The 13,217-nt window shown below is 32.2% G+C and carries 9 protein-coding genes; 2 read left to right on the forward strand and 7 right to left on the reverse strand.

The genetic code is table 11. The features are described 5' to 3' along the window. Positions 1-164: 164 nt before the first annotated feature. Together EZM65_RS08350 and argS are read right to left on the reverse strand one after the other, a co-directional pair. Positions 165-551 carry an acyl-CoA thioesterase gene (locus EZM65_RS08350; protein ID WP_136668095.1) on the reverse strand — a complete coding sequence of 129 codons (387 nt, stop codon included), beginning with the start codon at positions 549-551 and terminating at the stop codon, positions 165-167. A gap of 306 nt (positions 552-857) precedes the next feature. Next, positions 858-2,636 carry an arginine--tRNA ligase gene (argS, locus tag EZM65_RS08355; protein WP_136668096.1) on the reverse strand — a complete coding sequence of 593 codons (1,779 nt, stop codon included), beginning with the start codon at positions 2,634-2,636 and terminating at the stop codon, positions 858-860. Between the two features lie 213 nt (positions 2,637-2,849). Here argS and EZM65_RS08360 point away from each other — a divergent pair, with 213 nt between their 5' ends. Together EZM65_RS08360 and EZM65_RS08365 are read left to right on the forward strand one after the other, a co-directional pair. Next, on the forward strand, positions 2,850-5,252 hold the full coding sequence (locus EZM65_RS08360) for an outer membrane beta-barrel family protein (RefSeq protein WP_136668097.1): 2,403 nt from the start codon (positions 2,850-2,852) through the stop codon (positions 5,250-5,252). A gap of 182 nt (positions 5,253-5,434) precedes the next feature. Further along, on the forward strand, positions 5,435-7,993 hold the full coding sequence (locus EZM65_RS08365; protein ID WP_136668098.1) for an outer membrane beta-barrel family protein: 2,559 nt from the start codon (positions 5,435-5,437) through the stop codon (positions 7,991-7,993). A 77-nt stretch (positions 7,994-8,070) separates the two neighbouring features. Here the strand turns inward: EZM65_RS08365 and EZM65_RS08370 are convergent, their stop codons facing one another. The 5 genes from EZM65_RS08370 to EZM65_RS08390 form a co-directional block, all read right to left on the reverse strand. Beyond that, positions 8,071-9,138, reverse strand: a complete 1,068-nt coding sequence (locus EZM65_RS08370; protein ID WP_136668099.1) for an outer membrane beta-barrel protein — start codon at positions 9,136-9,138, stop codon at positions 8,071-8,073. Between the two features lie 9 nt (positions 9,139-9,147). Next, positions 9,148-9,411 carry a hypothetical protein gene (locus tag EZM65_RS08375; RefSeq protein ID WP_136668100.1) on the reverse strand — a complete coding sequence of 88 codons (264 nt, stop codon included), beginning with the start codon at positions 9,409-9,411 and terminating at the stop codon, positions 9,148-9,150. After that, positions 9,398-11,380, reverse strand: coding sequence for a KUP/HAK/KT family potassium transporter (locus tag EZM65_RS08380; protein WP_136668101.1), 1,983 nt, complete (start codon positions 11,378-11,380; stop codon positions 9,398-9,400). Before EZM65_RS08380 ends, EZM65_RS08375 begins: the two co-directional genes overlap by 14 nt. Before the next feature lie 89 nt (positions 11,381-11,469). Beyond that, entirely contained in the window at positions 11,470-12,147 is a 678-nt protein-coding gene (locus EZM65_RS08385) for a response regulator (protein WP_136668102.1), read from the reverse strand. After that, entirely contained in the window at positions 12,140-13,216 is a 1,077-nt protein-coding gene (locus EZM65_RS08390) for an ATP-binding protein (RefSeq protein WP_248574843.1), read from the reverse strand. The genes EZM65_RS08385 and EZM65_RS08390 overlap by 8 nt, the downstream gene beginning before the upstream one ends. Position 13,217: the final 1 nt, after the last annotated feature.

Genomic DNA, 13,217 nt, shown 5'->3' on the forward strand with positions numbered 1-13,217 from the left:
TTGAAGTGGCAAAGATAAATTAAAGTTACTAAGCAGCAAAGCCACAAAGTAACAAAGTTTTTAGTTTAGCATATTATTATAAACAGAAACATTATTCAACTTTAAGCTTCATATTTTACTGCTTTCAGGAACCTCAGACTGATAAATTGGAAATCGTTAAAAAACTATATTATATTCATTGCTTTCTTGTTTTCGTCGATAGCTACAAATGTAAATTCCCCTGTAACAGCCTTATCTTTTTGACTGCTGTACATTTCCTCTACAAAAATATCTACCCGGACTTTTAAACTTGTAGTTCCCAAATAAGTCACTTTCCCAACCAATTCGATAATTGTACCGTGTGGTATGGGTTTTTTAAAATCGATTTTATCACTGCTGACCGTTACCATTTTCTGACGGCTGTAACGTGTCGCCGTAATAAAAGCAACTTCATCCATAAACTGCATGGCTGTACCGCCAAATAAGGTGTCATAATGATTGGTAGTATTAGGAAAAACTGCCTTGAATACTCTGGTTACAGATTCATTGATTCTTTCTTCTTGTCTTTGCATATGAAAATTGTTTAATAATTCATGTTATATGACAAGTGAAAACTACAGAAGTATTTCCATTTTTCAATAAATGGAAATATACTTTCGCTCAAGCACTTGTCGTGATGCTCAAACAAAATCAATTTTATGTATCTGACTTATCTTTTAAAAAGAAACACAGTTGCACGACAGTTCAAGAATTTAACTTGATTCCATATTGAAAGCTAAGCTTTCTAAATTGATTTTACCGATATGAGTTGAACAAAGATATAATAAAAAAAGCAGCCCATACGGACTGCTTTGATCTATATCAAATATATTTTTGAATTACATTCTTTCCGGAACATTAATCCCTAATAGTCCGAATGCGTTTTTAATAACATCACCCACCTGTTTAGCCAATTGCACACGGAATACTTTTTTATCTTGGTCTTCCTCACCTAAAATAGAAACATTCTGATAGAAAGAATTGAATTCCTTAACCAAATCGTATGTATAATTAGCAATTAGTGCCGGACTGTGATTGTGTGCCGCGTTTTGAATTACTTCAGGGAATAAAGCCACTTCTTTTACAAGTTCTTTCTCTTTTTCATGTATTTCAGTTACGTTCGATGTAAGATTATAATCAAAATCGGCTTTTCTTAAAATGGATTGAATACGAGCATAGGTATATTGAATAAAAGGCCCTGTATTCCCAGCAAAATCAACTGATTCTTCGGGATTGAACATCATTGTTTTTTTTGGATCAACCTTCAGCATATAATATTTCAAGGCACCAAGACCAATTATTTTGTATAATTCAGCCTTTTCAGCATCAGTATACCCTTCTAATTTACCTAATTCTTCAGAAATAGATTGCGCAGTAGTGGTCATTTCCGCCATTAAATCATCAGCATCCACTACAGTCCCTTCACGAGACTTCATTTTACCAGAAGGTAATTCTACCATTCCGTAAGACAAATGGAACAAATCGGCTGCCCAGTCGAAACCTAATTTCTTCAGAATTAAGAATAATACTTTGAAATGATAATCCTGTTCGTTACCAACAGTATAGACCATTCCTCCTACATCCGGATTGTCTTTTACACGTTGAATTGCTGTTCCAATATCCTGTGTCATATACACCGCAGTACCATCAGAACGTAAAACTATCTTTCTATCCAGACCATCTTCTGTTAAGTCAATCCATACAGAGCCATCTGGATCTTTTTCAAAAATCCCTTTCTCCAATCCAAATTGAACGACTTCTTTCCCTAATAAATAGGTATTACTTTCATAATAATACGAATCAAAATCAACTCCCAGGTTTTTATACGTTTGTTCAAAACCATCATATACCCATTGGTTCATTTTTTTCCAAAGCTCCACTACTACCGCATCACCAGCTTCCCATTTACGAAGCATTTCCTGCGCTTCAAGGATAGATGGGGCTAGCTTTTTAGCTTCTTCTTCAGTTTTCCCTTGGGCAATTAATTCGTTAATTTCTTTTTTGTATTGCTTATCAAACTCTACATAAAAGTTACCAACTAATTTATCCCCTTTCAATCCTGTTGATTCTGGTGTTTGATCTTCGCCAAACTTTTGCCAAGCCAACATTGACTTACAAATATGAATACCACGGTCGTTGATAATTTGGGTCTTGTAGACTTTTTTACCTGAAGCCTTAATAATTTCAGCAACCGAATACCCCAATAAGTTATTACGGATATGTCCTAAATGCAATGGTTTATTAGTATTTGGCGAAGAATATTCAACCATAATAGCTTTATCATCTTCTTTAGGCGCAACAAAACCAAAATTTTCAACATTTCTAATTGAATTGAAAAAATTAAGATAATAGACATCTGAAATAACAATATTCAAGAAACCTTGTACTACATTAAACTTTTCAACTTCTTCAACGTTTTCTACTAAATAGTCACCTATTTTTGTTCCTATTTCAACAGGGGTGCCTTTAACCAATTTCAACAAAGGAAAAACCACCACGGTAATGTCACCTTCAAACTCCCTGCGTGTTGCCTGAAATTCAACTTTATCAAGTGAAACAGAAAACAAAGCCTGAATGGCTTCCTGAATTTTTGGCGTAAGAATTTGTGTAAGTGTCATAATTAATGATTTTTAAGGGTGCAAAGATACATTTTCTGCAAACAAAAATAAAAACAGATAAATTTTTACATCAAAATTTGTAACGAAACACTTATTTAATCGTCTATTATAACAACAAAGTAAATGTTTTTTAAAATAAATAGTACTTTGTATTGCACAGTATTATTTTTTGCATTAGCTTTGCATCATCATCAATCAAAATAAATCATCAAAATGAAATTAAAAGCAATTTTAATTTGTTTACTGGTATGGTATACCGGTTCGCAAGCACAAACATCAGTACCTCCAACAATCCCAACTCTAGTTGGAACAATCAACGGTAAAGTAATCGACAAGAAAAATAACGAACCTCTTCCTTATGCTTCTGTTACTATTAAAGAAGACGGGAAAGTTATTTCCGGTGCTATGACTAAAGACAATGGTAATTTTACGGTTTCAAACTTACCAATTAAAACACTTCACATAGAAGTTGTTTTCATGGGATACAAAAAGTATGAATCCGACATTACACTTACAAACGAAGACAATTCAATTAATCTAAAAAGTATTGCTCTTGAAGATGAAGCAAAACAGCTTAATGAGGTTAGTATTGTAAAGGAAAAGTCATCAGTAGAACAAAAAATTGACCGTAAAGTAATTACCGTAGGTAAAGATTTACTTTCATCCGGAGCTACTGCTGCGGAACTGATGAACAACATACCATCAGTAAGTGTTGACCAACAAAACAATACCGTTTCTCTACGCGGTAATGAAAATGTGAGAATTTTTGTAGACGGAAAGCCGTCAAATCTTTCCGCTGCTCAGGCTTTACAGCAAATTCCTTCAACATCAATCAAACAAATTGAGTTAATTACGAACCCTTCTGCTAAATATAATCCAGAAGGAATGAGCGGTATCATCAATATTGTTTTGCATAAAAATGCCAATTTAGGTTTTAATGGAAATGTAAACACAGGAGTTGTTTTTGGAAAAACACCAAAATTCAATGGTTCAATCGACATGAATTATAGAGTAAACAAATTCAATTTTTACACTACATATTCTATGAATCATGGTAAAAATGCTAATGAAGGATTGATTCACTGGAACGATTATAACAGTACAGAAGATTATGATCTTGCTTTTGACATCAATAGTTTCAACAAAAATCATTTCACTAAACTAGGTACAGATTTTTATATTAATGACAAAAACACTTTATCTTTTTATACCATTCAGTCATTCAACAGACCTGTTACAATATTCAAAAATGGAGTAAACTATGTTAATCCTTCAACTCCTGACAGATTACAAATACAGGATGCAACAGGAAATGAGAAAAATCAAACCTACAATTTAGCCTACAAACACCAGTTTGAAAAACCAGAGAAGACACTTGATGTAGAACTTAACTACAACGCAACTGAAGAGCCTGAAAACAGTACTTTCAGAGATGAAAACAACGTACTGTTCAAAACAAACAAAATTGACAAAGACGGTAAAAATTTCATTGCCAATATTGATTATGCAAGCCCGATAAGTGAAACGGCTAAAATTGAATTAGGTTTAGAAAGCCGTTTTGACGGTACAAAAAACAAATTCATTTTGGACGGGAATTACGATTCGGATTTTGAATTCAACAGAAATATCCAATCAGCTTACGGAAATTACAGCAAACAGGCAGGCAAATGGAGTTATCAGTTAGGATTACGTTTTGAAAGTTATGATGTAAACGGAACTTTCAAAAAAACGGGTCAAAACGACGATACTTTTAAAGATTATATTTTTACAGTGTATCCTTCAGCTTTTTTCACTTATACTCCATCTGAAAACAACTCTTTCAATTTCAATTATTCAAGAAGAGTGGACAGACCAAACATGGAGCAGGTTAACGAAATCAGACAATGGACAGGTCTTACTGTAGAACAAATAGGTAATTCTGACTTAAAACCGCAGTTTACAAACTCTGTAGAAGTCAACTACACAAGAAAAGTAAAAATAGGTTCAATAACATCAGGGGCTTTCTTCAGATACATTAAAGATGATATTTCACAGGTATTGACAAGTAATCCTTACGATGCAGATAAACAATTAATGACTTTTACAAATTTTGACCATAATACTGAATATGGTGTGGAAGTTTCAGGAAATTTAGACTTTAACAAATGGTGGAATGTAAACTTTGGAGTAGATAGTTATTTCAAAAACAACAAAGGAATCATTGAAAACAGAAACGGCGATTTAATAGAAGATGAAATTAATGCGGTTTTATTCAACTCAAGAATGAATCACACTTTCAAACTGACAAAAGATTTCAGATTAATTTGGTTCACGATGTACAGAGCCGGCGAGAGAAGCTTACAATTTACCAACAAAGAAATGTGGAAAACAGATTTAGGAGCGCGTTTAAACATTTTAAAAGGAAAAGGAACTTTAAGTGTTCGTTACAACGATTTGTTTGATACTATGCGTGCAAGGTTTAACAGCAGCGAACCGGCAGATCTTTCGGGTAAATTCCGTTGGGAAAACCAAACCGTAAATATCAATTTCAGTTACCGTTTTGGTAGTGGTAAAAACAAAGCTTTAGACCGCAAACAAAGAGATAAAAACGAAGCTCAGGGTGGCGGAATGTTTTAAAAATAAATTTGATTAGATTAAGTTTGGGTTAAATCCTGATACGCTTCAAAGTTTTCTTTGGAGCGTATCTTTTTTGATGTTAAACATTTCTTAAAACTGTAACAGTATTTAAGTCTATACGTCCTGTAGCATATAACTTTGCAGCGATGAAAAACTCATCAATCATAATCAAATTTTTCAAAATGAAATTAAAGTTCTTATTACTTTGCTTGTTAGCACAAATAGCCGGACTGCAAGCACAAACTTCTGCCCCATCAGGAAATGTAAATGCTACTGGAAGCATCAATGGAAAAGTCATTGAAAAGAAAAATGGCGAGCCTATTCCCTATGCAACAGTATCAGTGAAAGACGAAGGTAAAATAATTTCCGGAGGAATTACAAAAGACAACGGCAGCTTTACTGTAGCCAATCTTCCATTAAAAACGTTGACTGTTGAAGTACAGTTTATGGGTTTTAAAAAATATGTAACCAGTTTTACTTTATCAAATGACGATAGAAATATAACACTGAAAAACATTCTTTTAGAAGAAGAGGCACAGCAGCTTAATGAAGTCAGTGTCGTTAAAGAACGTTCTACCATTGAACAAAAAATTGACAGAAAAGTTGTGAATGTAGGTAAAGATTTAATTGCATCAGGCACAACAGCATCTGAAATGTTAAATAACATTCCAACTTTAAGTGTGGATCCACAAACAAAAGAATTAAGCTTACGTGGAAACACTAATGTTAGAGTCTTAGTTGATGGAAAACCAACTAATATTGATGCTACACAATTATTACAACAAATTCCCTCTTCGTCAATTAAACAAATTGAATTGATTACAAATCCCTCTGCAAAATACAATCCAGAAGGAATGAGCGGAATTATCAATATTATTTTACACAAAAATGCAAACACAGGGTTTAATGGAAGTATAAATACTGGAGTAACTTTTGGTATTACTCCAAAAGTAAACACAGCATTAAACTTAAACTACAAAGTAGGAAAAGTAAACTTCTACACTAACTATGGTTTGAATCATGGTAAAAATGCAAATCATGGAGATATTACAAGCTGGCAACCTGATGCAGAAAACCAACAATTATTCAAGTTTGACAACAAAAGTACTTCTCATCTTATAAAATTCGGAATGGATTATTATATAGACGACAAGAATACATTCTCTATTTTCACTAATCAAAATATCGTCAACAACAAAGGTTTTGGTAATACAATAGTTGATTTTGTAGATAATAGTTTTAAATATATTGATAATCCGCTAAACCCAGACCCAACAGATCCTGATGTTGAAGGCACCTATATTGAAACTACAAATAAAGATACTAATCAAGGTTTTGATTCCGATTCTGAAAACAAAACACAAACGTACGACGCATCATTCAAACATGAGTTTGATAAAAAAGGGGAAAATCTAGAAATTCAAGCTAATTTTTCAAATACAAAATCACCTGAATTATCAAACTATATTCTTGCTACAACCAACCCACAAAGTAACAATGACAGATTAACTGTAAATGATGTAAACAGAGATACTGATTACTTACAATTAAATGTAGATTATGTAAACCCAATATCAGAAACATTAAAATTAGAATTAGGAGCTGAAAGCAGAATTCAAAATATTGGAAACACATTCTTTGAGGAAATTGAAGAACAAGGTACAGGTTACACAAAAACCACAAACTCTGGATTTGATTTTAATAGAAGTATCAGCTCTGCATATGCCACTTTAGGAAAACAATGGAACAAATGGAGTGGTCAATTTGGTTTACGCTTAGAATACAATGATATATCTGGTGACTTTAGAAATATCACAAATTCTACCGTCGATTCTGAAGATTTAAATGAAAACGATAAATTAGAAGACAAGTTATTTACCGTATACCCATCTGCGTTTTTGACGTACAAGCCAAATGACAAAGATGCGTTTAATTTTAATGTATCAAGACGCGTTGACAGACCTAGTGTAGGGCAATTAAGTCCTATACGTGAGTGGACAACTCCAACAGTCGAATCAAGAGGTAATCCTAACTTACAACCGCAATTTACAAATTCATTTGAAGCAAATTATACACGTACAATGAAGTTAGGTTCAATAACATTTGGGGCTTTCTATCGATTAATTTATGATGAAATTTCAAGAATATCCTATTTTGATGAAGACGATGTGAATAAAGAGCAAAGAATATTATCCTTTGATAATTTTAAAGATAATAACTCTTTTGGTTTTGAATTATCAACTAACTTAAAATTAGCAAAATGGTGGTCAGTTAATGCGAGTACAGATGCGTATTTCAAAACAGTTAGAGGTACTGTACAAAACGCAAACACTTTAGAAAAAGAATTTGCAGAAGCTGATGTTGTAGCCTTCAATGCCAGAATGAATCATACATTTACAGCTGCGAAAAACTTACGTTTTACTTTATTTGGAATGTACAGAGGACGTGATTTAAGTCTGCAATTTGAGCGTTTACCTATGTACAAAATGGATTTAGGTGCTTCTTATACTATTTTAAAAGGGAAAGGTACTATTACAACACGTTTAAATGATATGTTCAATACAATGCACTTTGAGTTTGACGGTAACATTCCTTACAGACAAAAAGGAGCTTTTTACTGGGAAAGCAGAACACTTTATGTTGGCTTCAATTATAACTTTGGTGGTGGAAAAAACAAAGCATTACAACGCAAACAACGTGATGCTAACGAAACCCAAGGTGGTGGAGGCGGATTATTTTAATTATAACCACATCTAATATAATACTACCTTATTTGCATCTAATGCATCATAAGGTAGTATTTTTTTTATGTTTTTTATCAAAACTCAAAACTCATGGTGGTAGTCACTGAAAAATTGTCTTTTTTAGTTCCTTCATCAAATATATTTTCAGTTGCTCGATACCATTTTCCTTCGGTTCTAATTTTACATTTAGAGTTAGGTAAAAAATCTAAATTTAATGAATTTCCTAATACTTCAAAAGGCAATCCTGAAGCGATTATAACATTCTTTTTATCTTGATAATATTCCATTCGATATGCTAAATTCCATTTCGGATTGAGTTTATATTGCGTAATTAATACTGGACTATACCAAATCCCATAATCATCATTCAGTGAAACCAAATCTTGGATACCATAATCAAAACCTAAAATAGTTCTCCACTTTTCATCCCATGTATAATCCCAAAACAAATTGCTAAAATATCGAACCGTAAAACTAGTATTAACCAACTCTTCACCTATGAAAGTACTCCAGTTAAAAGCAGATTTCTCTGAAGCTTTATAAACCAATTGTGATCCAAAAGATGGAACTAATTTATTGTTTACTTTCTGAATTCTTTGCCAACCATTAGTCACTAAAAATGATCCTGAAAATTTTTTGTTGAATTGATGGCTCAGTTTAACTCCAGTCATAAAATAAGGCGAATTTTCAGCAAGAATGGATCTTGTCACAGTTAAATTGGAATGTGATACTGCTGTTTCAAACCCAATATAACTTGGCATTATACCTGCTTCTATTGAAGTATTCATTGATTGATCTAAATAAACACCAACAAATGCTTCATTTAACAATTTAACATCTTCATTTGCGTAATTATCATCTACATAAGTCCCCGCATGAACAGAAACTTTTCCATAGACATTTTTATAACTAATACTTGCACGCAGTAATGCTATATTAACATTGAACTCATTATGTCTGTTGTAATTGTATAGAAATGGCTGTTTATGTTTTAAATTAGGCTCACTAAAATCATACGAATAATAAGCCTCTATAAAACCTGATATATCAATTTTAGGTTTATTTACAGTTGATGAATCTTCTTGAGCTGTCATTCTAAAAAACAAAGAAGACATTAAAAGCGTAAAATATATTTTTTCCATTTTGCAAAACTATAATATAATAATTGAATTATCTGAGTAGAAATAAATCTCTAGGATATCACTACTTTTAATCCATTCTCCATCTTCAAATAGTAAATTAAAAGGCGAATTGCTACTTTTCAAAATCCAATAGGCTATGAAATTTTTAGTTCCATGAGTAAAGCTTTCGATAGTCCCAATTTTTTCTTCTCCAGTATTTAGCAATAATTTTACTTTTTTATTTTCTAATTGCTCCCATTTTTCGAATATTATTTTGGTTTTATCTAGTCTCATAATTCTCTCTTTTTAAATCAATATTTGCAATAGGCTGATAAACCAAAGGAACTTGTTCTGTAATCACGTCACTTTTATCTAAACCAAATGCTTTCTCATCACTCACTCCCATTCTTTTTAAATATTTATAGGAATTAAGAAGGATACTATCTTTGATTTCGAAGGCATTTTCTACAGATAGATATTTTTCCAAAACAACAAATTTGAAATCTGGTTCATTGTTATATTTCGTAGAACCATCGGGACGTATATGCAAATTTAATTCCTTATTAGCCACGAGCTCTTGAACAATTTTCTTGAAGTAAAATTCGGTTTTGGGCTGAACTCTAAATCCAACATTAATATTGACCTTAATTACTTTATCATCGATCAATTCTGAAACATTATACGACAAGGTATACGGCTCATTGGTTCTATTTAAGTGCAAAAACCAATATACATCAGCTCTTTTTGGTTTTTTGGAAAAAATCGATTTAATAATTTTTCCTTCAATATTATGTCTTCTATCCGCTTTAGTTAGGTAAATCAAATGTGTTGCAAATTTAGGTATTGAATCATCCTCACTCAATTCAGCCAATTTTTGACTATACTTCCCAAGTTCGGTAAATTTTGTATATCTATTGTGTATTTTTCTGGCGTTATACCAAATATACATGACCATGAAAATCCCCAGTTCGAAGAACAAAAACATCCATCTTTCTTTAATTTTAGCCACATTGGCTACAAAAAAAGCTGATTCAATTACTGAAAAAACACTTACAATAGAAAGAACTAAGAATTTGTTCCATTTTAATCTATAATACAAGAAATAACCTAACAGCAAAGTAGTCATCATCATGGTTATGGTTATCGAAAAACCATAGGCAGCTTCCATATGCTCTGAAGAACGGAAATATAAAATCATCAAAACACACCCCATCCAAAGCACATTATTTACACTAGGAATGTAAATTTGTCCTTTTAATTCAGAAGGCTGTCTAACCGCAACTCTTGGCCAGAAATTTAGGTTCATTGCTTCACTAATCAATGTATAACTTCCACTAATCAAAGCTTGTGAGGCAATAATAGTTGCCATGGTTGCTATGATTATACTAGGTAATAAAAACCAGGAAGGAATAATTTCAAAAAATGGATTTCTACCATTTAAAAAATCTTGACCTTGATGCATTAACCAAGCCGCTTGTCCTATATAAGCAATAACCAAACATGTTTTTACATAAATCCAACTAATTCTGATATTTTTAATTCCACAATGCCCTAAATCTGAGTACAATGCTTCTGCTCCTGTTGTACATAAAAATACAGACCCCAACAACCAAAACCCTTTAGGATACTGTGTTAGCATTTCATAAGCATAGTAAGGATTTAATGCCTTCAAAATGTCTGGATGAATTAGGATTTGATTTATTCCCACAATCAATAACATCGTAAACCAAACCAACATTATTGGTCCAAAAGAACGTCCTATAATATGAGTTCCAAAACGCTGAAAAAAGAAAAGTAAAGATAAAATAACAACAACTATTCCTACAGTTAAATTATTTCCTGCAACAATACTACTTTCAAAACCTTTAACCATTCCTAGCCCCTCCACGGCAGATGCAACTGAAATAGGTGGTGTAATAATTCCATCGGCTAATAATGTTGTAGCTCCTAAAATAGCTGGGATAACTAATTTTTTACCATATCTTCTCACAAGAGCATACAAAGAAAAAATCCCCCCTTCTCCATTGTTATCTGCACGAAGTGTAAGCCAAATGTATTTTATAGACGTTTGTATTACTAGAGTCCAAAAAATTGCAGAAAGTCCTCCGTAGACCAAAATCTCATCTATTTTTCTAGTTCCAATAACGGCTTTTAATGCATACAAAGGACTGGTTCCTATGTCCCCATAAATGATTCCCAATGCTACTAACAATGACGCAACAGTAACTTTACTATTGATACTGTGCCCGTAATTTTTATCCATATTATAATTATTTAACAGGACAAATTTCGGATGATAAGTGTTGGTAAAAAGTAAAGATTAAATCAAGAAGTATAAAGAAAATATAAAGATCAGCAAAAACGGTATCCTACCCCACTTTCAGTAATGATATATTGAGGTTTGTTAGGGTCATTTTCTATTTTTTTACGAAGTGTACCCACAAAAACTCTTAAATACTGCGTTTCGGTTTGCGAACCCACACCCCAAATTTCTTTCAAAATATATTGATGGGTAAGAACACGACCTTCATTTTTAATAAATAACGCTAATAAATTAAATTCGGTTGAAGTAAGTTTTACATAGTCTTCATTTTTTTTAACAGTTCTAGCGACTAAGTCTATTTCCAGGTCCTCGTTTTTATAAACGGATTCAAAATTATCATTCCAGTTTCTTCTAATTGCAGAACGTATTCTTGCCATTAATTCGGCACTTCTGAAAGGCTTTGTCAAATAATCGGTTGCACCATTATCTAATGCTTGAACAATATCCTCTTCATTGTTTAAAACCGATAAAATGATAATTGATTTGCTATACCATGTTCTTAATTCTTTTAGAACTTCATGACCACTTTTACCAGGTAATTGCAAATCTAACAATATCAAATCGGGAGAATGATGAGCAGCCAGCAGAATTCCTTGTTTGCCATTTTCAGCCAAAATAGTTTTATAACCATTACTTTCTAAAGTAATTTCAAGAAGCTTTCTTATTTGGGGTTCATCATCAATTAATAATACTTCGGCATTATTCATTCTTAATATTGTTTAAATAAGTCATTTCAACAGGAATAGTAATTTTAAAACACAAACCTTTAGGAGTTACATTTTCAACAAAAATAGTTCCATTCATGGCATCTACAAAACCTTTCACAATGGAAAGACCTAACCCAGTTCCACCAGACTTGGTGTTAGGCACTCTGTAGAACTTTTCAAATAAATATGGTAAATATTCAGGTAAAACCCCCACACCGTTATCTTTTATTTCTATAATTAAATTTTCAGATTCGGTACTAATACTAATAATTACTTGACAATTTTCATAATTATATTGTAACGAATTACCAATCAGATTTATTAAAACTTGCTCTGTGAGGCCCATATCCATTTTACACAAAGGAAAGTTATTCACCTCTTCAAAAATGATTCTAGCATTACCATCGAATTGCTTTTCAATTAACAAATAAACCATCTCATTTACATCACACCAATCCAATTTTAACTTCAGCATTCCAGATTCAAGACGGCTCATATTGAGTAGATTTTCAACTTGATAATCTAATCGATTACCCGCTATTTCAATTTCATTAAGTAACAAATCATAGTTAGTGGAGCTCAATTTATCTTTACTGTCCTTTATTGTATCTATAGCACCTATAATCGTAGCTATTGGGGTTCTTAATTCATGTGAAAGAGAATTCAATAACGTGCTATATAACTTTAAAGTTCTTTCATTTTCTTCTTTTTGTCTGCTTTTGGCTTCAATTTTCCTAATCCGGTTCTGAAAAACAATGTTTACTAATGCTACTACAAAAAACATAATAAACATTAAAACATCTTCAGGTTCTGAAATATGAAAGGTAAAAGTTGGTGGAATAAATAAGAAGTTCCAAAACAATGCACTTAAAAAAGCAGATAATAAGGTGGGCTTAAAATCTAAAAACATTGCTTTTATCGATACGATAAGCAAGTAAATTAATGCCACAATTTTATAGCCTATAAACGATTTAACCACAAATAAAGAAAGTGTTGTTACTGCAACAATGAACAACACTACTAAATATTGAGGTCTTTCTTTAAGTGAATTTAAAAGTTTAGAATTCAAA

It is taken from the genome of Flavobacterium sp. H122 (assembly GCF_004959765.1).
Taxonomy (GTDB): Bacteria; Bacteroidota; Bacteroidia; order Flavobacteriales; family Flavobacteriaceae; genus Flavobacterium.

Excerpts from the sequence above, each read along its gene's own strand:
- EZM65_RS08385 (WP_136668102.1), bottom strand. The coding sequence starts at position 12,147 with ATGAATAATGCCGAAGTATTATTAATTGATGATGAACCCCAAATAAGA.
- EZM65_RS08370 (WP_136668099.1), bottom strand. The coding sequence starts at position 9,138 with ATGGAAAAAATATATTTTACGCTTTTAATGTCTTCTTTGTTTTTTAGA.
- EZM65_RS08350 (WP_136668095.1), bottom strand. The coding sequence starts at position 551 with ATGCAAAGACAAGAAGAAAGAATCAATGAATCTGTAACCAGAGTATTC.
- EZM65_RS08380 (WP_136668101.1), bottom strand. The coding sequence starts at position 11,380 with ATGGATAAAAATTACGGGCACAGTATCAATAGTAAAGTTACTGTTGCG.
- EZM65_RS08375 (WP_136668100.1), bottom strand. The coding sequence starts at position 9,411 with ATGAGACTAGATAAAACCAAAATAATATTCGAAAAATGGGAGCAATTA.
- EZM65_RS08360 (WP_136668097.1), top strand. The coding sequence starts at position 2,850 with ATGAAATTAAAAGCAATTTTAATTTGTTTACTGGTATGGTATACCGGT.
- EZM65_RS08365 (WP_136668098.1), top strand. The coding sequence starts at position 5,435 with ATGAAATTAAAGTTCTTATTACTTTGCTTGTTAGCACAAATAGCCGGA.
- argS (WP_136668096.1), bottom strand. The coding sequence starts at position 2,636 with ATGACACTTACACAAATTCTTACGCCAAAAATTCAGGAAGCCATTCAG.